At 58.7% G+C, this 24078-nt stretch carries 23 protein-coding genes; 13 read left to right on the top strand and 10 right to left on the bottom strand.

Translation table 11 applies throughout. The annotated features are described in order from the left end of the window. Positions 1-100: 100 nt before the first annotated feature. Both pdxT and pdxS read right to left on the bottom strand, forming a co-directional pair. Positions 101-718: a pyridoxal 5'-phosphate synthase glutaminase subunit PdxT gene (gene pdxT / locus QYE77_RS10800; protein WP_315625415.1), complete on the bottom strand. Its 618-nt coding sequence runs from the start codon at positions 716-718 to the stop codon at positions 101-103. Between the two features lie 18 nt (positions 719-736). After that, complete coding sequence (pdxS, locus tag QYE77_RS10805; RefSeq protein ID WP_315625416.1) at positions 737-1624, bottom strand: pyridoxal 5'-phosphate synthase lyase subunit PdxS; 888 nt, start codon at positions 1622-1624, stop codon at positions 737-739. 117 nt (positions 1625-1741) lie between these two features. Here pdxS and icd point away from each other — a divergent pair, with 117 nt between their 5' ends. The 5 genes from icd to QYE77_RS10830 all read left to right on the top strand — a co-directional run bounded on the left by icd (position 1742) and on the right by QYE77_RS10830 (position 7984). Further along, a complete protein-coding gene (icd, locus tag QYE77_RS10810; protein ID WP_315625417.1) occupies positions 1742-3064 on the top strand; it encodes an NADP-dependent isocitrate dehydrogenase in 1323 nt (440 codons plus the stop codon). Positions 3065-3093: 29 nt separating this feature from the next. Then, positions 3094-5811 carry an aconitate hydratase AcnA gene (acnA, locus tag QYE77_RS10815; protein ID WP_315625418.1) on the top strand — a complete coding sequence of 906 codons (2718 nt, stop codon included), beginning with the start codon at positions 3094-3096 and terminating at the stop codon, positions 5809-5811. 83 nt (positions 5812-5894) lie between these two features. Further along, complete coding sequence (locus QYE77_RS10820) at positions 5895-6314, top strand: secondary thiamine-phosphate synthase enzyme YjbQ (RefSeq protein WP_315625419.1); 420 nt, start codon at positions 5895-5897, stop codon at positions 6312-6314. An 8-nt stretch (positions 6315-6322) separates the two neighbouring features. After that, on the top strand, positions 6323-7195 hold the full coding sequence (locus QYE77_RS10825; RefSeq protein WP_315625420.1) for a DNA-methyltransferase: 873 nt from the start codon (positions 6323-6325) through the stop codon (positions 7193-7195). Between the two features lie 12 nt (positions 7196-7207). Next, on the top strand, positions 7208-7984 hold the full coding sequence (locus QYE77_RS10830) for a nucleoside phosphorylase (protein WP_315625421.1): 777 nt from the start codon (positions 7208-7210) through the stop codon (positions 7982-7984). A gap of 231 nt (positions 7985-8215) precedes the next feature. Here QYE77_RS10830 and QYE77_RS10835 read toward each other — a convergent pair whose 3' ends face one another. Next, entirely contained in the window at positions 8216-9436 is a 1221-nt protein-coding gene (locus tag QYE77_RS10835; protein WP_315625422.1) for a DUF3048 domain-containing protein, read from the bottom strand. Between QYE77_RS10835 and QYE77_RS10840 the strand changes: the two genes are divergently transcribed. Continuing rightward, positions 9435-9623, top strand: a complete 189-nt coding sequence (locus QYE77_RS10840) for a hypothetical protein (protein WP_315625423.1) — start codon at positions 9435-9437, stop codon at positions 9621-9623. The genes QYE77_RS10835 and QYE77_RS10840 overlap by 2 nt on opposite strands. Here QYE77_RS10840 and QYE77_RS10845 read toward each other — a convergent pair. The 4 genes from QYE77_RS10845 to QYE77_RS10860 all read right to left on the bottom strand — a co-directional run bounded on the left by QYE77_RS10845 (position 9606) and on the right by QYE77_RS10860 (position 13211). After that, a complete protein-coding gene (locus tag QYE77_RS10845) occupies positions 9606-10625 on the bottom strand; it encodes a hypothetical protein (RefSeq protein ID WP_315625424.1) in 1020 nt (339 codons plus the stop codon). The genes QYE77_RS10840 and QYE77_RS10845 overlap by 18 nt on opposite strands. Further along, on the bottom strand, positions 10592-11800 hold the full coding sequence (locus QYE77_RS10850) for a signal peptidase I (RefSeq protein WP_315625425.1): 1209 nt from the start codon (positions 11798-11800) through the stop codon (positions 10592-10594). The genes QYE77_RS10845 and QYE77_RS10850 overlap by 34 nt, the downstream gene beginning before the upstream one ends. Positions 11801-11875: 75 nt before the next feature. Beyond that, positions 11876-12505 (bottom strand): hypothetical protein, encoded by a 630-nt coding sequence (locus QYE77_RS10855; protein WP_315625427.1) that lies wholly within the window; start codon positions 12503-12505, stop codon positions 11876-11878. Between the two features lie 73 nt (positions 12506-12578). After that, entirely contained in the window at positions 12579-13211 is a 633-nt protein-coding gene (locus QYE77_RS10860) for a hypothetical protein (protein ID WP_315625428.1), read from the bottom strand. Between the two features lie 875 nt (positions 13212-14086). Here QYE77_RS10860 and QYE77_RS10865 point away from each other — a divergent pair. The 5 genes from QYE77_RS10865 (at position 14087) to QYE77_RS10885 (ending at position 18391) form a co-directional block, all read left to right on the top strand. After that, the gene (locus tag QYE77_RS10865) at positions 14087-16483 is read left to right on the top strand and encodes a hypothetical protein (RefSeq protein WP_315625429.1); all 2397 of its coding nucleotides are present in this window, start codon (positions 14087-14089) and stop codon (positions 16481-16483) included. Beyond that, positions 16480-16836 carry a cyclic-di-AMP receptor gene (locus QYE77_RS10870; RefSeq protein WP_315625430.1) on the top strand — a complete coding sequence of 119 codons (357 nt, stop codon included), beginning with the start codon at positions 16480-16482 and terminating at the stop codon, positions 16834-16836. Before QYE77_RS10865 ends, QYE77_RS10870 begins: the two co-directional genes overlap by 4 nt. A gap of 3 nt (positions 16837-16839) precedes the next feature. Continuing rightward, a complete protein-coding gene (locus tag QYE77_RS10875) occupies positions 16840-17109 on the top strand; it encodes a cyclic-di-AMP receptor (protein ID WP_315625432.1) in 270 nt (89 codons plus the stop codon). A 98-nt stretch (positions 17110-17207) separates the two neighbouring features. After that, positions 17208-17621, top strand: a complete 414-nt coding sequence (locus QYE77_RS10880) for a hypothetical protein (RefSeq protein WP_315625433.1) — start codon at positions 17208-17210, stop codon at positions 17619-17621. Positions 17622-17719: 98 nt separating this feature from the next. Continuing rightward, positions 17720-18391 (top strand): DUF4013 domain-containing protein, encoded by a 672-nt coding sequence (locus QYE77_RS10885; RefSeq protein ID WP_315625434.1) that lies wholly within the window; start codon positions 17720-17722, stop codon positions 18389-18391. A gap of 170 nt (positions 18392-18561) precedes the next feature. On the opposite strand, the gene QYE77_RS10890 is transcribed toward QYE77_RS10885, so the two are convergent. Further along, positions 18562-19476, bottom strand: coding sequence for a VOC family protein (locus QYE77_RS10890; protein ID WP_315625435.1), 915 nt, complete (start codon positions 19474-19476; stop codon positions 18562-18564). A 278-nt stretch (positions 19477-19754) separates the two neighbouring features. Between QYE77_RS10890 and QYE77_RS10895 the strand changes: the two genes are divergently transcribed. Next, positions 19755-20258, top strand: a complete 504-nt coding sequence (locus QYE77_RS10895) for a DoxX family protein (RefSeq protein ID WP_315625436.1) — start codon at positions 19755-19757, stop codon at positions 20256-20258. A 1-nt stretch (position 20259) separates the two neighbouring features. Here the strand turns inward: QYE77_RS10895 and QYE77_RS10900 are convergent, their stop codons facing one another. Both QYE77_RS10900 and QYE77_RS10905 read right to left on the bottom strand, forming a co-directional pair. Beyond that, the gene (locus tag QYE77_RS10900; RefSeq protein WP_315625437.1) at positions 20260-21750 is read right to left on the bottom strand and encodes a phytoene desaturase family protein; all 1491 of its coding nucleotides are present in this window, start codon (positions 21748-21750) and stop codon (positions 20260-20262) included. A 4-nt stretch (positions 21751-21754) separates the two neighbouring features. Further along, entirely contained in the window at positions 21755-22678 is a 924-nt protein-coding gene (locus QYE77_RS10905) for a phytoene/squalene synthase family protein (RefSeq protein WP_315625438.1), read from the bottom strand. Positions 22679-23096: 418 nt separating this feature from the next. Here QYE77_RS10905 and cysK point away from each other — a divergent pair, with 418 nt between their 5' ends. After that, positions 23097-24059, top strand: coding sequence for a cysteine synthase A (cysK, locus tag QYE77_RS10910; protein WP_315625439.1), 963 nt, complete (start codon positions 23097-23099; stop codon positions 24057-24059). The last annotated feature ends 19 nt before the right edge of the window (positions 24060-24078 follow it).

Genomic DNA, 24078 nt, shown 5'->3' on the forward strand with positions numbered 1-24078 from the left:
GACGCTTGGCTTCGGCCTGGAATAACATGACCTTTTTATAGCAAAGGATGCGGTCTTTGTCAACCGCTGACAGAATTTTTTAAGGTAATTTTTGTCCTATTCAATGGGACAATGCCGTGTCCAGGGGTAAACGAGCAGTTTCAGCCGCCATTTGCAGGAATAAGCGGTGAAAACGGGCATCATCCGTTAGTTCGGGGTGGAATGATGTGGCCAGCCAATGCCCCTGGCGGGCGGCGACAATCCGTCCATCTGGCAGGGTCGCCAGGATTTCCACCTCTGGCCCAACGCGCTCAATTAACGGGGCACGAATAAACACGGCATGGAAGGGGCGCACATCATCGCTGACCCGGCGCAGGGCAGGCACCTCGAGATCAATCTCAAAACTTTCAACTTGCCGCCCGAAGGCATTGCGCTGCACCTCGATATCCATCAGGCCGAGCAGCGGTTGAGGACGGCGTGCATCTTTGGAGAGAAAGATGGCGCCGGCGCAGGTGCCCCATACGGAGTGGCTGAGGGCAAAGGCGCGTAGCGGCTCCATCAGTCCGAATTCGGTCGCCAGTTTGCCGATCGTCGTGGATTCGCCGCCGGGGATAATCAAACCATTCAGCCCTTCCAGGTGGGCCGGCAGGCGCACTTGGCGCGTGCTTACCCCCAGGCGTTCCAGAACCTGTTGGTGCTCGATGAAATCCCCTTGAAGGGCCAAAATGCCGATATTCATGGTTACCTCCCGGCAACGTTACCAGCCACGCCCGGCCATCAGTTCGCGCTCGGCCAGGCTGGCAACGGTGCGCCCGACCATGGGTTCGCCCAGGTTGCGGCTGACCTCAGCCAGGATGTGCGGGTCGTTGTAGTGGGTCACGGCTTTGACGATGGCAGCGGCCCGTTTGGCCGGGTCGCCTGATTTGAAGATGCCCGAACCGACGAAAACACCATCCATGCCCAGTTGCATCATTAGCGCGGCATCGGCAGGGGTGGCGATACCGCCGGCAGCGAAGTTAACCACCGGTAAACGGCCCAGACGGCGGGTTTCCATAACCAATTCGTAGGGGGCGCCGATTTCCTTGGCATAGGCCATGACCTCTTCCTCGGGCAGGCTCTGCAGATGGCGAATCTGCCCCAAGATGCGCCGAGCATGGCGTACGGCTTCCACCACGTCACCCGTGCCGGCTTCGCCCTTGGTGCGGATCATCGCTGCGCCTTCCCCAATGCGCCGTAAAGCTTCGCCCAGGTCGCGTGCGCCGCATACGAAGGGGACTTTGAAGGCATGCTTATTGATATGATGCTCTTCATCGGCGGGTGTGAGCACCTCGGATTCGTCAATATAATCCACGCCGATGGCTTCCAGGATCTGGGCCTCGACAAAGTGCCCAATGCGCACTTTGGCCATGACTGGGATGCTCACCGCATCCATGATCTTTAAGATTAATTCCGGGTCGCTCATGCGGGCAACTCCACCCTGGGCGCGGATATCCGCTGGGACCCGTTCTAACGCCATCACTGCCACCGCACCGGCGTCTTCGGCGATGCGCGCCTGTTCCGGTGTAACTACATCCATGATGACTCCCCCTTTGAGCATCTGCGCCAGCCCAACCTTGACTTTGAATGTGCCTTTTTCCGCATTCATGAGAGTCACCTCCGTTCCTTATAACCAGCATTTGCCAGACATTTTACCACTCAATCGAAAAGATGGGCTTTCTTTCATTACGACCCAAATGCTCCACTTTCGCGCTATAATTTGGGCATGGCTTACGATTATCCCCTTCCCCCGGCTCAAGGTGAACCCATCACCCGTATAGATGGGCGCTTTCACGTGCCCGACCGCCCGATTTTACCTTTCATCGAGGGCGATGGCTCGGGCCCGGAGATCTGGCGGGCGACGCGTGCCGTACTGGATGCAGCGGTTGAAGCCGCCTATGGTGGCCGCCGCCAGATCCAATGGTATGAGGTGTTTGCCGGCCAGAAAGCGTTTCAGCGCTTTGGGGTATGGCTGCCGGAAGAGACCCTGCGCGCGTTTGAGACTTATAAGGTCGGTGTGAAGGGCCCACTAGCGACCCCCATCGGCGAGGGCGTGCGTTCGGTGACGGTGGCACTGCGGCGCACACTGGATCTCTATGTCTGCCAGCGTCCCGTGCGCTGGCTGCCCGGGGTGCCCTCACCGGTGCGCCACCCCGAGAAGGTCAATATGGTGGTCTTTCGTGAGAACACCGAAGACTTGTATGCAGAAATTGAATTCCCGGCCGAGAGCGAGATCAACCGCGCCTTTCAAACCTGGTTACAGACACATTATCCTGAAGCCTATACCCGCCTGCTCTTCCCGGAAAGCACGGCGTTCAGCCTTAAGCCGATTTCGCGCCGCGGCACCGAGCGCTTGGTGCGTGCGGCGATCCGTTGGGCGCTGGCCAATGGTCGCCGCAGCGTCACCCTGGTGCACAAGGGCAACATCATGAAGATGACCGAAGGGGCGTTTCGGAATTGGGGCTACGACCTGGCCGAACGTGAATTTGGTGATCGTGTTTACACCCAGCGCCAGTGGGAACGCACCCGCCTGGCCTACGATGAAGAAACCGCCAACCAAGAACGTCAGGCGGCGCTGGCGGCGGGTAAGTTGTGGGTGAAAGAGGTAATTACCGATGCTGCCTTTGAGATTGCGATCACCCGCCCGCACGAGTTTGATGTACTGGCAACTCCTAACTTAAGCGGAGATTACCTCTCCGATGCTTTGGCGGCGCTGGTGGGTGGCTTGGGAATCGCCCCGGGTGCGAATTACAACGAAGAGACCGGCGTTGCGATCTTTGAAGCTACCCACGGTACAGCACCCACTTTGGCCGGAAAGGACCTGGTCAACCCGACCTCGCTCATCCTTTCGGGTGAGATGCTGCTGCGTTATATTGGCTGGCACGAAGCAGCGGACCTGGTAATCGGTGCGTTGGAACGGGTGATCGCGGCGCGCCAGTTGACGCAGGATTTGTATCATCTGACCGAAGGCGCGACATTGCTGAAAACATCCGAATTTACGCGGGCGCTGGTAACGGCGATCCGAGAATCTCAAGAGCCAAAGGTGTGAGTCCTTCATGATTGTTGAGAGGTGAACGGATGATGGCTTTACCTTCGTTAGCAACACTGACCGTGGGAGCACAGACCTATCACTATTATCCTCTTACCGCCTTGCCCGGGCTCAGCCCGGAACGGTTGGCGCAGTTGCCCTTTGTCATGCGCGTCTTTCTAGAGGGCGTGACACGGCACGTGGCTCAGGGACGGGCAGAGCCCCAAGACCTGGTTCATCTCATTGCCTGGCAACCTCAGGCCGAGCAACGTCCCAGCATGCCGTTCTTCCCCGGCCGGGTGGTGATGCAGGATTTTACCGGCGTACCGGTGCTGAACGATTTGGCCGGCATGCGCGCCGCCGTGGCACGGCTGGGTGGTGATCCTGCCAGTGTCAACCCGCGGGTGCCGGTGGATCTGGTCATTGACCATTCGGTGCAGGTGGACTACTACGGCTCGCCGGATGCTTTCCGTCTAAACGCTGAAAAAGAATTCGAGCGTAACCGTGAGCGCTACGAGTTCCTGCATTGGTGTCAGCGTGCCTTCAAGAACCTGCGTATCGTGCCCCCGGCCTCAGGTATTGTGCACCAGGTCAATCTGGAATACCTGGCGCGGGGTGTCCTAACCGCAGAAGGTCCCAATGGTCTACCCCTGGCCTATCCGGATACCCTGGTAGGTACCGATTCGCATACCACGATGATCAACGGCCTGGGCGTGGTCGGCTGGGGGGTGGGGGGCATTGAAGCCATTGCCGCCATGCTGGGCGAGCCGATTGAAATTGTGATCCCAGATGTGATCGGCTTCCGCTTAAGCGGCCACTTGCCGGAGGGTACGACCCCGACCGATTTGACCTTGACCATCATCCAGATGCTGCGGCAGTTTGGCGTGGTGGATAAAGTGGTTGAGTTCTTCGGTCCCGGCTTGGATCACCTGACGCTGGCCGACCGCGCGATGATTGCCAATATGGCACCTGAAAGCGGCGCGACCATGCTCTATTTCCCGGTGGATACGCAAACGTTGGACTATCTACGCTTCACCGGTCGTCCCGAGGACTTGGTGAACCTGGTAGAAGCGTACTATCAAGCCCAGCATCTTTTCCGCACGGCCGAAACGCCTACCCCTACCTACACGGCGGTGCTGGAACTGGACATGAGCCGGGTGCAACCCAGCCTGGCCGGACCGCGCCGTCCGCAGGATCGAGTGGCCCTGAGCGAAGTGCCAGCCAACTTCCGCCAGGCGCTGACGGCACCACGCACGGCAAACGGATTTGGCATACCCGAGGCGGAGCAAGAGACCGCGGTCACGGTGGCATTGGATGGGCAGACGGCAACCCTGCGCCATGGCTCGGTCGTGATCGCGGCCATCACGTCGTGCACCAACACGTCGAACCCCTTTGTCATGGTCGCCGCTGGCCTGCTGGCAAAAAAAGCGGTTGAACGTGGTTTACGCACACCGCCCTACGTCAAGACCAGCCTGGCGCCGGGGTCACGGGTAGTGATTGACTACCTGGCCGCAGCCGGTCTGCTCAAGCCATTAGAGGCGTTGGGCTTCCACCTGGTTGGCTTTGGCTGTACGACTTGCATTGGCAATGCGGGCCCCTTGCCTGAACCGATTGTCAATGCCATCAAAGATAACAATCTGATAGCGGTGGCGGTGCTTTCGGGCAACCGCAATTTTGAGGGGCGCATCAGTCCGCACACCCGAGCCAATTACCTGGCATCGCCACCGTTGGTGGTGGCCTATGCCCTGGCTGGCGAGATTGGGCGGGATCTCTCCCGCGAGCCGCTGGGGTACGATCCACAAGGCCGGCCGGTTTATCTGCGCGAGATTTGGCCTTCTAGCCAGGAAGTGTTTGAAACCATCCAACGAGCCATCCGGCCGGAGTTGTTTATCCGCGATTATGCCGATTTGTACGCCGCCAACCCGCTGTGGAACGCCATTGAGAGTAAGGAAGAGGTGCTCTATGCCTGGGATGAGGGTTCAACCTACCTGCAACCCCCGCCGTTCTACGATCCGCCGGAGACGGCGACCTGGGTGGCCGATATTCACGGCGCACGAGTGCTGGCTGTATTGGGCGATTCCGTGACAACCGATCACATTTCCCCGGCCGGCAGCATTCCGGTGCATACCCCCGCCGGGCAATACCTGATCCAACGGGGAGTGCCGCCTTCGGAGTTCAATTCATATGGCTCGCGGCGCGGCAACCATGAGGTGATGGTGCGCGGCACGTTTGCCAACATCCGCCTGAAGAATCTGCTCGTGCCGGGGGTGGAAGGCGGGTTTACCCGTCACTTTCCCGACGGAGAGCAGATGACCATCTATGAGGCGGCCATGCGGTACCAGTCCGAGGGGGTGCCTCTACTCATCCTGGCGGGTAAGGAATACGGCACCGGCTCCAGCCGCGATTGGGCGGCCAAGGGCACGCGCCTGTTAGGAGTGCGTGCGGTGATTGCTGAATCCTTTGAGCGGATTCACCGCGCCAACCTGGCCGGCATGGGAGTGTTGCCATTGCAGTTCTTGCCCGGGCAAAATGCCTCAAGCCTGGGTTTGAGCGGCGAGGAAACCTATGACCTGCTGGGGTTGGCCGAGAATCTGCATCCCGGTGGGCGGGTGCAGGTGCGGGCGCGCCGCGCCGATGGCAGCGAGGTGCACTTTGATGTCCTCTTGCGCTTGGATACTGCCAATGAGATCCGCTATTATCGTCAGGGTGGGTTGCTACCGGCAGTTTTGAACGCCCTGTTGGGACAGGAGGCGGCTGCTGGTGCATAGGGCCTCAATCCGCGTAAGTTATGTTAAAATCCAACGGCGCAGATCGTGTCTGCGCCGTTGATTTTGCCACTGAGGGGTTGACGATGAAAAGTTATCGCAAGGAATTATGGTTCAATGTGCCTTCACGGCGGGCTTTCATCAACATCACGCCACAGGTGGAAGCCTGCGTGCGCGAGAGCGGGATCAAAGAGGGATTAGTCCTGGTGAACGCCATGCACATTACGGCCTCGGTGTTCATCAACGATGATGAGCCCGGCCTGCACCAGGATTTTGAGCGTTGGCTGGAACACCTTGCTCCACATGAGCCGATTTCCCAGTATCGCCATAATGACACCGGTGAGGATAATGCCGATGCCCATCTCAAGCGCCAGGTGATGGGACGCGAGGTGGTGGTGGCGATTACCAATGGTAAATTGGATTTCGGGCCCTGGGAGCAGATTTTCTACGGCGAATTCGATGGCCGCCGCCCGAAGCGGGTGCTGGTCAAGATTATCGGGGAGTAAGGATCGGAATGACGGCTGATGCAGCGCCGCGCGGTTGGGTGTATTTTGGGGATAACCTGCCGATATTGCAGTCCTTACCCGCCGAATCGGTAGATCTCATTTACATTGATCCCCCTTTCAACACCGGGCGGGTACAGGCACGCCCGCGCCTGCGCACTATTCAAGCGGAGAGCGGTGACCGGGTAGGGTTCGGGGGGCGGCGCTACCTGACGGTTAAACTGGGTCACCAGGCTTATGCCGATATCTTCGATGACTACCTGGCTTTTCTGGAGCCGCGCCTGCGCGAAGCGTATCGCCTGCTCAAACCGCACGGCAGCCTGTACTTTCACATTGACTACCGCGAGGTGCACTACTGTAAAGTTTTGCTGGACAGCATCTTCGGGCGGGAATGCTTTCTCAATGAAATCATCTGGGCTTACGATTACGGCGCTCGGACGCGGCGCAAATGGCCACCCAAGCACGATAACATCCTTTTTTATGCCAAAGATCCCAGGCACTATACCTTCAACTACGAGGCGGTGGAGCGCATTCCGTATATGGCGCCGGGGTTGGTGGGGCCGCAGAAGGCGGCGCGTGGCAAGTTTCCCACCGATACCTGGTGGCATACCATCGTGCCGACCAACGGCCGTGAACGCACCGGTTATCCCACTCAGAAGCCGTTGGGCATCCTGCGGCGTATCCTTCAGGCCTCATCGAACCCGGGCGACCTGGTGCTGGATTTCTTCGCCGGTAGCGGCACCACCGGTGCGGCGTGTCTGGAATTGGGGCGGCGCTTTATCTTAATAGATAACAATCCCCAAGCCCTGGCGGTGATGCGGCAGCGCTTTGCCGGCCTGGAGGGAATTGTGTGGGTTGTCCCGGAGTTGCCGGAAACCCCTTGAAGGAGGAATGGCATGTCAGAAAGCCCCACTTCCTGGCCGATTTTAGAGTATGATCCCGATCCGCGCGCCATTTTAGAACCTCAACCCCCTTTGCCCGCAGCGCCGGTTCCGAAGCGGGCGGTGTTGTGCTTTTTCCAAGAGGTATTGGAGGGGCTACGCGCGCGGGGGCGGTTGCGCGTCATCGGTCAATTGAAATCCGAGATCGGCCCAAACCCCCTCTACCTGCTCGAAGAGGAAGAGAACGAACCGGTGTTAGTGCTTCACCCGGGGGTTGGAGCTCCGCTGGCAGCGGGCTTTCTGGAAGAGATCCTTGCTCTGGGCGTGCGCAAGGTGATGGCGTGTGGGGGCTGTGGTGCGCTCACCCCGAAGATCACCGCCGGGCACGTGATCGTCGTGACAGCAGCGGTGCGGGATGAAGGCACATCGTATCACTATTTACCCCCTGCGCGCGAAGTGATAGCCGATCCGCAGGCGGTGGCGGCGCTGGTTGCAGCGCTGGAATACCACAAGGTACCCTATCGCCTGGGTAAAACCTGGACAACCGATGGGTTGTATCGGGAGACGGTGGCACGGCGGGCGCGGCGGGTGGATGAGGGTTGTGTGGTGGTCGAGATGGAAGCAGCGGCGTTGATGGCCGTGGCCCGCTTCCGCGGGGTCCCTTTGGGGCAGGTGCTCTATGGGGGTGATCTGGTTATCCCGGAGGGCTGGGATGAACGCGAATGGTACCGGCGCGGTAGCGATCGTGAACGGCTGTTCTGGTTGACGGTCGAGGCAGTGCGCCGCCTTTAAAAGGCAAACCGCCCAGGGTGGGCGGTCTGCCGGGGGGCGGGCTGCGGCTCCCTTAAACGATCATGAGGAGGGATGCCGCAGCCCTAGGTTGACGACTACTGTCCATTGCTCGACATCACCTCCTCTCGTTTGGGATGGCATTTCCGAATGCAGGGCGGGCCCTGCATTAAGGTCAGTATCCCATAAAAACAGGGGGCTGTCAAGCCGTTGGCGGCCGGGGCTTATACAGGGTTACCAGTCGCGGCCAAAGGTAAAGCGCCAGGTAGCCCCTTCGTTCTGGACGCGGGTGGTCAGCCCCATCACCTCAAACCAGGTCTGGCCGGGCTTAAAGGGCACCGGTTGGCCGGCATCGTCCACCAGGGTTAGCACATCCTCTTCACGCAGGCGCTGCCAGTTGACTTTGTAGATTTGCCCATCCCGCACCAGGTAGGCAGTGCCGGTGCCGAGAAGTTTGAAGTCCAGTACCTCAACCTCTGGGCGGGGATCCACCTCTTCGTAACGCACGAAGAGGATAACCACGTTGTCGGCCTGGATGGGCTGGTTGGTCAGTGCATCGGTCAATAGTTCATAGACCTCATTGCGCTGATCCACGTCGTTTTCTTTATCCACATAGCGCTGGTAACGCCCGCTGGTGGGGTCGTAATCCCAGCGGTTGTAGATGGCGCCGGAAAAGCGGGCAAAGATGCGCTCGGCAGGCTGGCCGCCGGCCGGTGGGGTGAGGTTGAAGGCCATGCCGTCTAAATTGGGGCGGGAATTATCAATCCCGCGCTTTGTCAGCAGGGCTTGCAGGGCTTGGGTGTTGGCGGCCAGGTAATTGCGCCCGTTAGGGTCAAAACGGCACAGTGCAGGGCAAGTATCGCTGCCTTCCAGGATTAAACGGTCACCGAACTCCGAATTGGCCAGGCGGCGGAAGACGGGTTCGTAGGCGCTACCAAAGACGAAAATTGCCTTGTACATGCGGATGAGGTTGATATCCGGGTAGCGCGCCGAACGGATGGGCATCACGCGCTCGGCATCCTGGCCATAAAAAAGCGCGGCGTAGCGGGTGGAGCCGTACTCGGTGTACAGTTCATAGACAATATCGGCGCGCGAGAGGCCGGATTGAGGGCGGTCACTGCGCGGCAGGTTTTGCACCTTGATCAGGATGGGACGGCGATTGAGCAAAGCCGGATCGCTCGCCGGTAATCCGGTGAGGGGGTTGATGTCGGCCGGGAAGTTAGTCGGTCCATACCCTTCGGGCGGGTAGGGCAGGGTGGCTGTGGCCGCCGGTGTAGGGCTGGCCGCCGGTGTGGCTGTCGCGGCGGGACGTGGGGTTTGGGTTGGGCCGGGCAGAAAGGGGGTGAGAGAAGCGGTTGGAGTGACCTGGGGGGCAGGGTTACCGCAGGCAGCGAGTAAAAGCGCGCTCAGCGTCAGCGTAGTCAATATCATAAGCCAATGGGATTTAGCCGTCATGGAACAACCAACCTCCGGCGCGAGTTACGAGTGGGGAATCCAACGTTGCCTGTATGGTAACGCTGAGGGCGGTCTTTGGCAAGGGGAAACACAAGCCCTGCGGGCAAAGTCGCCCGCAGGGGTGAGCGGGGCGCCGCAGCGGCTGCGGCGTCTGGCGGGAGCAGCAGGGCTAACTTCCACCAGGTGAAGGTGGTGGGGGATTTGAGGGTGGTTCAGGAGTGGGGGTTGGTGGTTCTGGCGTTGGAGTTGGGGGCTCAGGCGTCGCCGTGGGCTCAGGGGTATCCGTGGGGATTGGGGACGGCGTGGGGGTTGCGGTGGGCGGCGGAGGCAGGGTGGCTGTTTCAGTGGGAGGGATGGGAGTATCGGTTGGCGCAAGGGTGGGCGTGGGGGTCAAGGTAAAGGTAGTAGTGGCGGTCAGGCTGGGCGTAAGGGAGGGCTGCCAGCCGCGTGGCAGAGGGATAATCGTGCCGCCATCGTCACCCGGATTGGGTTGGGTGGGTCCGGGAATGGTCTTGCCCATGGCAGGGGGTTCAAAATCGGTGCGGGTGGTGAAGCCGAAGGGACAGGGTTCCGGCCCGGCGCAGTGGTTACCTCCCGGTAGCCAGCCGGAATGGTTAAGGATGGTAACCGTAGCCGTATTGCGGTAGGCGGTTTCCGCCAACCAGGGGACGGCCAGTTCATAGTCATAGCAACGCGTTTCACCCGGCGCGAGTTGCTCGGCGGGCGTCAACTCCAAACGTGCGTTGACCGACGGCTGCCACTCTTGCTGCTTGGGCTTGATCTCTACCTGGTCCACAATCCGCAGCCCTTCGGTGGGGCGTTCACCGCCATTGGTTACGCAAATCTGCCCAAAGACAATGAACGTCTCAGCTGGCAAGCCCTCGGACCAGCGCGTTTCGGCGGTCTTGAAACCGCTAATGGTGGTACCGGACTGGCCGCCAGGGGTGGCGGTCAGGGTGGGGGTTGCGGTGGGGGTCTCGGTAAAGATCCACTGACCGGTGTTGACTTCTCCAGAGACGGTCAGCACCTCCGCCCACAAGGTTTGACCGACCGGCATAAAGAGGGTCAACAGCCAGAGGCTGAGTACGCCCAGTGCCAGGCTCCACAGCGGTGGTTGGAAAGTCAGGCGCGGGCGAGGAATACGGCGTAATAACGTCAGAAGAGCCATTGCACCACCTGTTTTAGCCATAGAGTTGGCCAGCCCACCTTGGGAATGACCAGGACCACCCGCCCTTGCACCTGCTCGGGGGTGACCGGGTCATCGCGGACGTTGTTGTTATCACCCTGGGTGATGAAGGTGAGGTGGCCGTTCTCGCGCTGAATTTCGACCACGCGGTGTACTACCGAGCCACCCGGCAAGCGGAACTGGATGATATCCCCAATTTGGATGGCTTCGGGGGTGACCGGCCGGACGATGACCAGATCACCCGCCACCAAGGTGGGTTTCATGCTGTAACCGCTGACGACAAAAGGACGTACACCGAAAAAGCCGGTGTTGAACCAGAACGCGGTCAGCGCGATGATCAAAACCCACCACCAGCTGTTGAGTGAGACCGAACGAGTGGTCGGTGCTTCGGTGGGGGCATTGGAACCGACCGTGATGGGGAGGAAACCCTGTAAGTAGAAAAAGCCGATCAGCGGCACCAGGGTGCCGATAAACGCATGCACCAACCAGGTCAGGTTAGGCAAGACGGGGGAAAGCCATTCAAAGAGCAGGGGCAAGGCGCGGTAGAGGATGGCTGGGAGCGGCCCGCCCAGCCAGACCAGGAGTGCAGCCACCAGGCCCTCGCCCAAGCCAGGCAAGAGGTGGGCACCCAGAAAGGCGATGATTTCCGGTGGGGTGTTCAGGGTAGTCCAGCGCCCCAATGGGATGAGAAGAAGGGTAGGAATGAGCGCCCCCAGAGCCACCGCCAGAAGGAGGTTGCGTTGGCCCAGCCGGCAGACGAACGTCGCACGGGCGGCTTCCAGGCCGCACAAACCGGCCGCCAGGTACCACAGGTTGCCCAAAACGGCCGGGAAGCGGTGGGCATACGGCGAGTAACCCAGGCCAAAGATAAAGCCCGCCAGCAAAAAAGCGGCGGTTTGGATGAGTCCGAGCAAAAGGGCAAAGATGAACAAAAGGCGGGTTGGGCGCGGCCAGGTGCTCCAGCCGCTCCAGGTGAGGAGGGCTGCCACCCCACCCAAGAGCAACCACGCCAGGGGTTGGAGGAGGTAGAAATTGACCCCCGCCGCCAGGGTGGGCGCGAGGAAGTAGATAAGGAGGTAAGCCGCCGCAGCGCTGAGCGCCAACGCCGGCCAGCCAGCGCGCTGGGTCTGCGGCGAACTTAGAAAGGTGAGCAGACGGTGACGAAAGAACTCGCGCATAAGCAGGTGGCCTCCGGGGGGTGGAATTGAAGGGGTAGGGCGAACGACATCACCTACCCCTTCGTTACGGTGATGTTAGTAACTGGGTGCGGCGGCAAGACATTGCTCGAGGTCGGCATCTTCGTTCCATTGGCGCAAGCAAACCAAAACTTGGAAGATATATGTCTCGTTCTCCTCAGCAGGCTGCTCGACGTGGAACTGCAGGCTGGAAGCCTGTTCGCAAGAGTCATCCGGGCAGGGTTCCATTTGAGTACCTACCCCATCCCAGTATTTGACCCAAATCTCACCGTCTTCGGTGCCATTTCCCGAAGCAGGAGTGAAATTTTTGGCGATTACTTTATACCCAGCGATAACCACCGGCACCGAGCCCGTGTTGGCAAAGTGAACCTCGCAATTGCCCCAGTAGGACGGATAGCCATTGGAGATGGTGAGATGGAGAATCCGAGGATCCTTGGCATCAATGCTACAAGCGGTGCTGCCGACGTCCTTCTGTTGCGGCTTGGGGTAGGGGTATGGCCAAGTTGGAGGAAATGGATCCAGGCCCTCATCGGTGCAGATACACGAGGTCCATTTTCCGTACACCTCGCCGGTATAAACGGTCCCCTCAACGGTAAGCACTTCACTCCACAAGGCATAGGCCACGCCGGTGCCACCCAGCAGCAGGAGCAACAGACACGTGAGAAGCATCAGGGGTTTGGTTCTCATAGGCTCTCCTTACCTCAAAGCACTGGGCCCTGTTGGGGGCACCAATTCGGTGCCCCCAACCGTTACTATGCTGTTACTCCTGCAGTTCAGGCACAATTCCTTCAGGAGGTGCGAAGCAGGTAGAGACTGAATCTTTGCTTGCGCTCGGTGCCTCATTCCACTGCAAGGCCTGGATGGTGAAGGTGAATTTGTATTTATCGTTCTCATTCACCCCGTCCTTGTTCGTGAAGTGGATGAGGATCGAAGCCCAGGCACTATCTTTGGCGTGGAGTTGGTACCATTCAGGGTAGCAGGCCGAGGCTTCTACCCAAGACGGGGTCCCTTCACCGGGTTTCGGTTTAGAGATGTGTACTGGCACCGTGCCAAGGTTTGAGATATCGAACTTGACCAGGCAGTGATAGGAGGGGTAGGCGCCTGTAACAGTCACCTCAATGGTTTCCTTGCCGTCACTGGTAAGATCCGAATCAATTGCCTTGGCAGAGCACTCCGCTGCCCCATCCTTCTCTTTTGGTTCTAATTGAGGCGTACCGTTAACCTCGACCCACTCGGCTACCCAGGGCCCCGAAAAGCCCACATCCACTTCACCGGTGTTCACCGTGCCGCTAATGGTGAGGGTTTCCGACCACAAACCGTAGGCCACGCCCAGGCCGGCCAGCAGGACGATCAGCAGGATGGCCAAAAAGGCCAGAGGCAAACGCTTCGTCATGGCTCAACACTCCTTTCTTTTCAATAGGATTTAGAAAAAGTGATTTTTAAGGTGCAGTGAGAACAGAGTACTTAAAACAACGTGACCCGTCCTGATCCTCCGCAGCGGATGCTCACCTCCTTTCCGCATGGGACGGGACGGGCAGCGTGCCTCTGGCATTCCCCGCTGCCGGTGTGTCCACCCCGGTCCGCCACCCGGGGTGGACGATTGCTTTCTGCCGGCAGGCATGTTATAATGGAAATGCACAGCGGGCGCTACCCGTGTCCCTGTGTCCCCGCCCTTGCCCGGGCCGCCACCCGGGGCAAGGGTTTTTTATGTAGGCGCCTGAATCGGGCGGCCTGTTAAGGTGCTGTGGGGCAAGCCGGTCTTTGCGGCGGGGGATGCTCACGCTCCCTCTCCGTTCAGGTCGGTGGCCCCCCTGCCGCCTCGTTTGTGATCTACCGTGTCGAGACCAAAAAACCGGCCTTGCTGTGGCCGGTTTCGCCATTGGCTCCCTGCGGGATGTACCCCCCTTTTTTTCTGGGCGGATTGGCGACCAGAACGCCACCCCGCAGTTCATCGCCGCCACATGGACTTGTTATTACCCCGTCTGATTTTATATTAGCGAGGTCAAAACGGCTTGTCAAGCGTTTGTGAAAAAATTCTAAGAATTTCTAAGAAAGTTTTAAGAATTTTTGAGTCAAATAAGGTAGGATTTATCAGGTAATAGAGCGGTACATTGCCCCTGGAAATCAGCCGATGCAACAAAGGTCCCTTCCGTATATAGGGGCTTCGCGCCGGAGCGACCTCCTGGGTAGGAGGTAAAGAGAGGGGGTTTTTGGGCCATGAGGTCAGCGGTATTTGACCCCCTACATAAGGATGGCTAAAATAATTCTATGCAACCCCCGGTATTACCTCACGATCCCTGGCGGCTGATCCTGGCCGCGGATGCCCGCCATGGCGGGGTCTGCTATACCGATGATGCCATCTGGGCATGGGAATTGGGCGGGGGAGAGCCGCCGGCGCTGGCGCTGAGCACGCGCCTGGGGCTACGAGTGCGCGAGTTGCGCCTATTTCCGCGCTTTGTGCAGGGGCGCTGGGCGGTGGCCGATCCGCGGCGCTTTTACCGCCCGCTTCAGGTGGATGAGGTCCAGGCAGCGTATGCGGTGGTGCGCGGGGCGCCGTTTCCCGGCCTGGAGGTGCGGGCGGAGACCTGGGTGCCCGATTCGTTCCGCTTGCTGGGTCGGCTGCACCTGCGTAACACCGGGTTGAAATCGCGCACAATGCGATTGGAATGGGCGGTGGTGCTGCGGCTTTTGGATAACGGGCGCACTTTTCACCCGCGCCGCCGTGAAGGACACCTTTGGCTGGAAGCCACTACTCAGGGTTGGGTCCTGGTAGCAGGCCTCAGTGCCCCTGCGGCGCAGGCGGTGGAAGCCCCGTTCAGCGCATTGAGCGTGACGCTAACGCTGGAACCCGGCCAGGGGGATACCCTGACCTGGGTGTTCGCGCGTGCTCCTCAGGGTGCAGAAGCCTACCAGCGCGCATTAAAAGGATTGCGCGAACCCTGGGAGGCGCACATCACCCACCTGCGGGGGCAGCAGGCGGCGCAGGAGGTGCACATTGCCAGCGGCAACCCCACCTGGGATGCCGTCCTGGCCCAGTCCCAACGTACCGCGTGGCGTTTTTGCGTTCCGGCCAGCGCGCACTTGCCTCACCCCTCATTTGTGCTCACGCGACAGCCGGAAGAGGGTTTTTCGGCGCGCGGGGATGGGAGTGACTATCCCTACCACTGGGCCGGGCAGACGGCCTTGGATGCGTGGTGGCTGAGCCAGGTGGTCTTGCCCGGCGGGGCGACGTGGGTGCGCGGATGGTTGCAGAACTTCCTGGCAGTGCAAGAGGCAAACGGATTTATTGACTGGCGACCGGGTTTGGGTGGGCAGCGCGGGCGTTACCTGGCCCAACCCCTGCTGGCTACCCTGGCCTGGCGGCTCTTCCCCTACTTTGAGGATGACAGCACCTGGTGGGCTGAGATCTATCCTCGCCTGATGGCATTTTATCGCCTCTGGTTTGAGCCCGCGCACGATCGTGATCAGGATGGCTTCCCCGAATGGGATCATCCCTATCAGTCTGGTTTGGAAAGCAGTCCCATCTTTCGTCGCCCTGGGGCCGCGGGTTATGGCGCCGGCACGCCGTGGTTGGAAAGCCCGGCCCTGGCGGCCTGGCTTTACCATGAGGGTCAGAACCTGATGCGGATCGCGACGCGGGTTCAGGATGAAACGGCGTTACCCTGGTTGCAGGCACGCCTGGCGGCATTGCACCAGGAGGTTGAAGCGGCCTGGGATGGTGAATCTGCCATCTACCGCTACCGCGATGCTCAAACCCACCTTTGGCCTGCCGGTGAGGTGCTGCTGCAGTTTGCGCAGGATGGGGAATTTCATCTGGATCGGGTATTGGTGCCGCCGCGCCGTCTGATGCTGGTGATGGAACGGGGGGAAAGCGGGACATTGCCCCTGAGGTTAATCCTGCGCGGCGCGGGGCCGAGCGGGGAGATAGAGGTGGTCATCCCGGCGCGCCAGATGATGTGGCGCGGTGATCACGGGGTGGCGGTGACCACCGAACTGTTCGCGCGCTTGGATGAGGTTATCGTCCAAGGTCTGCCTACCGGCATGCGCGGGCAGATCATGAGCGGGGAGTACCGTTTCGAGGATCTCAGCCTGTTTTTGCCCCTGTGGGCCGGCATCCCATCGCCGCAGCGGGCGGCTCAGATGGTGGAACGTGCCCTTATCCCCCGTTACCTGCGGCGCCTCGGCTTCAGCCTGGGGCCACGTGATGATGAGGATGGATATGGTCAAATCCTCGCTCCGCTTTGGAATACGTTCCTCGGGGAGGGCCTGCTGCGCTACGGCTACCGTGACCTGGCTGCCGACCTGGTTGGGCGTTTGCTGGAAGGCATCGCCGTGGCTTGGGCTCAAAGTGGGGACGTTTGGGCCGCTTATGATGCCGAAAGCGGCCGCGGCTTGGGAGAACCTCATGCGGTACACGGCTTAGCGCCGTTGGGGCTCTTCTTGCGCACCCTGGGCCTATTTGCAATCTCCCCATATCAGGTGATCCTCGCCCCCAATAACCCTTTTCGACGGCCGATTACAGTACAATATCAGGGAATAACGGTACAATTTCTTCAGGATGATGCCTTGGTGACGTTCCCGGGGCATACGACGCTCAAAGTGGAAGGTCCTGGGCTGTATCAGGTGGTGGCTGATCGTTTATCCCATATACGGAGGTTGTTATGAACTCCGAAGCCAATCCCTCTTCTCCTCCGGTTAACCGGTTGTTTCTGGCGGTGGTGCAGGCGCAGGATGCCGATGGCGCAGTGAGCGCACTGGAGCGGCGCGGCTTCACCGTGACCCGTTTGCCCAGCCAGGGCGGGTTTTTGGGTCGCCGTAATGCCACCCTGCTGGTCGGGTTGCCTGAAATCCGTGAGGAGCAGGCGCTGCAAGACTTACGCGAGACCTGCCGCCAGCGCGTGGAATACATCGCTGTGCCGCTGGAAAGCGCCCCCCTGGCTCTGCCCGTACCCACGCCGGTCACGGTGGGTGGGGCGACCGTGTTCAGCCTGGTGGTGGAGCACTTTGAGGAGGTCTGAGCCATGATGAAGATGATCATTGCCATCGTGCGGGATGTGGATAACGACCCTGTCTCACGTGCGCTGACCACGGCGGGCTTCGGGGTGACGTGTATTGCCTCGACCGGAGGGTTTCTGCGCCGCGGTAAATCCACGTTGCTGGTTGGGGTGGAGGCGGAGCGGGTGGAGGCGGCTTTGGAGGTAATCCGCAAGGCATTGACCCCACCCACTGAACCCGGCGAACAGCGTGCGGTGATTTTCGTCCTCCCGATTGAGCGGTTTGAGCATTTTTAGCCCTTTTTGCGCAACCCCGGCGTTTGTTGTGCGTAGATACCTTTGAAAAGCCCCGCCTTGGGGCATGGAGATCACAAGCAAAAAGGAGTGGTGCATTCATGAATGAGGTTCCGCAATATGCTTCTCCCCGGCCAACGTTAGAGAAGCCGGGCATGGTGACGGCGCTCGGGGTATTGACGTTGGTCAGCGGCATCATCAACATCTTAACCGGGTTGGGGTTGACGGGCGGTCTGGTGCTGGGCACGTTAGGGCTGGGGTTGTTGTGCGCCCCGGTGACGGTACTCCCGGCGATCCTGGGGGTGTTTGAGGTGCTGTATGCGATCAAACTGCTGGCGAACCCACCGGTACCGGTGCAGTTCTCGCAGACGATTGCCATCTTGGAGATTTGTTGTATCCTCTTCGGCAATGTGATCGCGCTGGTCGTGGGCATCCTGGCGCTGGTTTTCTACAGCGATGCCCAGGTACGGGGCTATTTTGAGACCATTAATGCCCCCACGACCCCCGCGGCGTGAACATTGCAGGTGTAAGGAAATTGCAAAGGGCTGATGCTTGTACATCAGCCCGACTGCTGCTATGATGAAAAATATCCTTGGATTGTGAGGAGGCAGTGATGGACTTTGGACGCGCTTTTGGATTTGTCTTTCAGGATAAGGATTGGTTGCGCAAAATCATTATCCCTGCTCTGGTGGGTCTGATCCCTATAATTGGGCAGTTTATCGTCTTGGGGTGGGGGTTGAGTGTCACCCGCCGTGTGATGGCGCACGATCCGGAGCCGCTGCCGGATTTGGATTTTGGTGGCGATCTGGCGCGGGGTTTTCAGGCTTTTGTGATTGGCCTGGTGTATGCCCTGCCCATTGTGTTGCTCTCGATGTTTGTGGGAATCCTTAGTTCACTACTGGGGATAGACAGTTCCAATGTTTCGGATGCGGTGACTGTACTTTATACGCTGATCTCGGTCTGTGTAGGCCTGTTCAGCGTGATCTATGGCGTGATCCTGGCGGTGGTGCTGCCGGCAGCCTATGCCAACTTCCTGGCCAAAGGCTCACTGGGGGCAGGGTTGAATTTCGGTGAGGTGTTCCGTCTGGTGCGCGCGGCGCCGGGAGCGTATCTACTCGTGCTGGTGGGCTCGTTTGTTGTGGGCTTGATTGCACCGCTGGGTGTAATCCTGTGCTTTGTGGGTGTACTGCTTACCTATGTCTATGGCATGGCCGTCATGGGTCATCTTTACGGTCAGGCCTATAACCAAGCCCTCGAGAATCTCGGGATGAGCACCGCAGCCTAGTTTCCATTTCTTGTGGAGCATTGCCGCCTGCGTTGGTTTCGATCGCAGGCGGCTTTTTTATGGGGTGGGTGATACGCGCGGGCACGGATAGAGCCGTTGGATGCGATACAGTATAGATAGGTGTGCTATCCGCACGGGTCTCCTTGGGGAATAAGGGACACAGAGTTAGGCTATCCGTAGAATGCCTTGCGTAGTTCGGTAAGGATCAATTTTTTCATGGGCATAAGCGCCTGGGTTAGCCTCGCGATTTGCTCGGGGGTGCCGTTGAGAAGCATTTTGTCCATCTCTGCCGGGACGATTTGCCAGGAAAGGCCGTAGCGGTCTTTGAGCCAACCGCACTGCTCGGCGGCGGGCTCGGCGGAGAGTTTCTCCCAGTATGCATCAATCTCGTCCTGATCCCGGCAATACACCATGAATGAGACGGCTTCGTTAAACGCGAATTCATGCGGATGGGCACTATCGGCTGCGGAGAACCACTCTCCTTCGAGCATAAAATCGGCGAACATGATCAGGTTTGCCGTTTCCGGTTGCCCCTCGTCGTAACGAAAGACATTCCCAAGGCGGGTGTTCTTGAATACGGAAAGGTAGAAATAGATGGCTTCTTCGGCTTTTCCGCATACCTCACCGACGAAAAGCAGATGGGGAGTGATAAAAGGGCGTTCCTCGCCGGCAGGGTTGGATAACATCAATTGCCAGGAAAGACCGTATCGGTCCGCAATCCAGCCGAAATGGTCGCTGAAAGGATAACGGTCGAGGGGCATGAGGATGGTTCCCTCGGCGGATAATTTTGTCCACAATGCATCCAGGTTGGCGCGTGCCTGCGGATCGCGCGAGGGATCGAAGTTGACGATAAACGATATCGCGGGGTTGAATTTGAAGAGCGGCCCGCCGCTAATGGCCATGAACGGCTGGCCGGCAAGGGTGAACGAAACGATGTCGACATCTCCCGAAGGGGTATCAGGCAGGGTAGTGATGTTGGTGATCTGAGAGCCGTTTCCAAAGGCAGCGACATAAAACTCTGCCGCTTCTCTGGCTTCTTGATCGTACCAGAGGTGGGGGATAATTTTGGTACTTGAGGTCTTCATATTTGGGCTCCTTTTGGGGTGGGTAAGACGGTGGGTTGAACCTATACCGATTTTTGCACCTGGCCTTTTTCGTCCAGAGGGCTTTACCCAAAGAGTGAGGGTGAGACATCAACTATAGAATATATATTCTAAACTGTCAAGGTTGAAATTGTCCAAAATATATGGGTGGGGTGCTGTTAATGGTCTAATCTCTATATAAAAGGTGTAATTACTCTTGATTTATTGGAAACCTTGGATTAGACTTTTTGTGATTGAAATCACAATAAAGGTGGTCTAGGATGAAAACTTGGTGGCTGAGACTCTATCACCGCGTGGATCCGCTCTTAACCGCGTGGATGGCGCGGCATGGCATTACGTTACTACGCATCAGCCTGGGAGTGGTGTTCTTCTGGTTTGGGGTGCTGAAATTCTTTCCGGGCTTAAGCCCGGCGGAGGGCCTAGCTACGCGTACCATCACCACCCTCAGCCTGGGGTTACTGTCAGCGGATGCGGCGCGCATCTTGCTGGCAACGTTGGAAACCCTGATCGGGTTGGGTCTAATGGTGGGGCTTTACCTGCGCGCTACGCTGTTCCTGCTCTTCTTCCAAATGTTGGGCACTATCACCCCGATTTTTCTGTTCCCGGCTGAGGTATTTTACCGTATTCCGTATGCGCCTACCCTGGAGGGGCAGTACATCTTCAAGAATATGGTGCTGATCAGCGCCGGGCTGGTCATCGGCGCCACGGTACGCGGGGGCCGGTTGGTGGCGGAACCGCTACCATCGGAGCGGCGCGAGGGATGACTTAGGGCCTGGGCTCCAGCATTTCGATAATGCGCTGGGCGGCATGGCGCGCCGAAACCAGCGCAGTGGGCATCCCGGTGCCAGGGTGGGTGCTGGCGCCACAAAAGAATAAATTGGTGTAGGTCGGGTGGCGGTTGCGGGGGCGAAGGTAACCTAATTGCATCAGGTTATGGCACAGCCCATGCGTTGCCCCTTTAACCAAGTTATATCGTTTTTGCCAGGAAGGGGGCGCGAAGACGGTTTCAAACTTGATGTGGGCTTCTAAATCGGTGATGCCGAGTAGGGCCAGACGGCGGAAGACAGCCTGCCGAGCCTGGGCGATCAGGGCTGCCCAATCTTGCGGGTGGGCGTTATCCATATGTCCCACCGGGACGATGGCGATGAGTGTGTCTTGTTGAGGCGGCGCCATATTGGCATCCAAGCGACTGGGGGCGTGGATGTACAGGCTGGGGTTGTCGGGTAGACGGCATTGGTGGACAATGGCGTCAAAATTCTCCCGATAATCCTCGGCCAAAAATAGGGTGTGCGGCCCAAGCGCCAAATATACGCGATCTACCCCCCAGAAGAAGGAAATCACCGAGCAGGAATATCGTTTACGGTGCAGGCGTGCCGCATGCCCGTCTGGGGGAAGTAAATTATGGTACACATATGGAAGATCAGCGTTAGCCAGGACGCAGTCGGCTGGGACATATTGCCCATCCTCCAGTCGCACCCCACTAACCCGTTGTCCTGCGATTTCGATCTGCTTTACCCCCTGGTGATAGGCAAATTCTACCCCGGCTCGGCCTGCCATATCGCTCAGGGCATCCACGACCTGGTACATGCCCCCGCGTGGATACCACACGCCGTGGGCAATCTCGGTAAAGGGCATCATGGAAAACGTGGCCGGAGCTTCAAAGGGGCTCAATCCCATGTAAACATCCTGGAAGGTAAAGGCAGACTTGAGCCGCGCGGTGCGAAAGAAGGCTGCCATGTGGTCATAATGACGCGAAAGCGGTTTAAGGGAGAATAACAACGGCAGATTGCGCAAGTTGAAAAATTCGCCGGCAGTGCGGAAGTCGCGGTTGACCAGGGACGCCATGGCTTGGTTGTAATGACGATAGCCTTCGTCCAGGTAGCGCAGGAAGCCGCGGAAGGCACCGGGCTCCAGCGCTTCGAGTTGCTCATGCATGGCTTTCAGATCTGACGATAAAAACAGACTGCTTCCATCGTCAAATACCAGGTGGTAGGTGGGATCAACCCGGTGCAGGTCAAGAACGGCATGGAGTGGTGTGCCTAATGCGGCAAATTCGGCTTCAAAGACATGAGGCATGATAAAGAGGGTTGGGCCGGTGTCGAAACAATGCCCTTGACGGTAAAAGCGATCTACCCGTCCACCGGGGTGGGCGTTCTTTTCGAAGACGGTGACGTGATAACCGCGCCGGGCCAAATGAATGGATGCGGCAATACCGCCCAGGCCGGCGCCGATAATAAGAACGGACGTCTGAGCCATCTGACTAACCTGCTTTCGAAGTGGTAAGACCGGTTGCCCTCGTACGTGAGGGGAGGAACGTCTGCCACAAGGCCGAGGTCAGCATGCTCAAGCCGCGGAAGGGGTGCTTGCATTCCGAATAGGTGGGCCTCAAGGCGTAGTTTTCGCGCTCAATGGTTTCAAGCAAGCCTGCGAAGCGTCCGATATAAGCGTAGCCAGCCAGACGACAGCGCAGATTTGGGACCTGTGCCAGGTAGGCGCGGCCGGATTGGAAATCTTCGCGCGCCCTCTCTACCCGGTTCCTGACCCAATCGCGATAAGGGGGGCTATGAATATCCTGGGGGAGGATATGGGCCGCTTCGGCAATCTCGCGGGGAAAATTGAAGTAACCGAGCGCGGTGTCTTCGTAGGTATCCCTCAGCATATGAACAATATGAGCAGCGGTAGCGGCACGATAGCGTAATTCATGGCGGGGGGGCGGGCAATGATGGCCGATGAAATAATGCAAAGCCTCAGTCACGGCCACGGCTAGCCAATGGGTATAACGCTCCAATTCCTCTTCGGTGACCATTTGCCCGCGCCGTTCGGCGTCAAACCGCATGACGGACATCATGTGATGGATGTAGGTTCGTAAGCCGCTCTCTGGGTCAGGATCGGATTGAATCAGGACTGCCAGCAGGTTTTCGTATGGGGTAAGCCGGGGAGGAAGATGCCCCTGCTCGCATGCGGTGATCACCTCTTGTTGGCGGTGAAGAAAGTTCAAGCGGTTGGCAGACGAACAGGTCGGTTGGTCCAAGTAGTCATCCACCCAGCGAAAGTAGGCGTAGGCACAGAATGCATGGGGGATGCGATCACGGTCAACCAACCAGCGGATAGTCAAATAGGTTTGGCGGCTGGCGCGCCAAGTTATATCTGCAGCAAGCGCAGAAGGTAGCGTTAGGTCCAACATATGACAACCCCTTTTTAAGTCAGGCGCAGGGAAAGTTGGTCAACCGTCACAGGGTAGAGCAAACCTGATGCGGTATCCCCCCAATCTCCCATGTTGATCATACCACGAAAGACGCGTTTTTTTCTTGACAGATTGCCGTTTTTGCCTATAATAGGCTTTGATGATTAAGAAGACAATTATTGTGCGATTTGTGATGCTTCGAAAACGCCAATGCGCGTGTCCCGGGCGGGGCTGCGGCTAAGCGCTGCCCCGGCCTGAGGGTTGTGGTATCTGACTCAGACCTGAACAACCAGTCCGCCGGGCGGTGAACCGCAGTCCCGCTTCCTGATAAAGAGAGCCTGCGGTTCACTGCCTTTTTAAGGCGGATTGGTTTTTTTGTATTTATCTCTATAAATCCAATGGTTCAAGGAGGCCCAAGATGAAAATTTATCGTGATGTGACCGAACTGATCGGCAATACGCCCCTGGTGCGTCTGAACCGGGTGACCGAAGGCTGTGTGGCCGAGGTGGTAGCAAAACTGGAGTTTTACAATCCGGCCCATAGCGTCAAGGATCGCATTGGGGTTTCGATGATTGATGCTGCCGAACGGGAGGGCAAAATTGGCCCCGGTTCGGTGATCGTGGAGCCCACCAGTGGCAATACCGGCATTGCGTTAGCCATGGTGTGCGCGGCGCGGGGTTACCGTTGCATCCTGACCATGCCGGAGACGGCCAGCAAAGAACGCCGTATTGTGATGCGCGCTTATGGCGCCGAGGTAGTCCTGACCCCGGCCAGTGAGGGCATGGCAGGGGCGATTCGCAAGGCGGAAGAAATTGTTGCCAGCGATCCTGCGCGCTACTTTATGCCCCAGCAGTTCAAAAATCCCGCCAATCCGGAGATCCACCGCCGCACCACAGCAGAGGAAATCTGGCGCGATACCGATGGGCAGGTGGATATCTTGGTGGCCGGGGTGGGCACCGGTGGCACCATCACCGGCGTCGGTGAGGTGATCAAGGCGCGCAAACCTTCGTTTAAGGCGATTGCGGTCGAGCCGGATGCCTCGCCGGTGCTTTCGGGCGGTCAGCGCGGTCCGCACCCCATCCAGGGCATCGGCGCGGGGTTTATCCCGGATGTCCTTAACACCAGCATCTATGATGAGGTCATCCGCGTTAAGGCCGAGGATGCGTTTCGCACCGCGCGCGAACTGGCGAGCAAAGAGGGCTTGTTGGTCGGTATTTCCTCCGGTGCGGCAACGTGGGCGGCGTTGCAGGTAGCACGGCGCCCTGAAAACGCGGGCAAGTTGATCGTGGTGATCATCCCCTCGTTCGGTGAGCGCTATCTCAGCACGCAATTGTTTGCCGACCTGGCCGAAGAGATGTTAGCAGCAAAGGCTGTGCAGTAAGGGCTAAAAAGTTTGAGCG

This window comes from Thermanaerothrix solaris, from assembly GCF_032334255.1.
Classification (GTDB): domain Bacteria; phylum Chloroflexota; class Anaerolineae; order Anaerolineales; family Anaerolineaceae; genus Thermanaerothrix; species Thermanaerothrix solaris.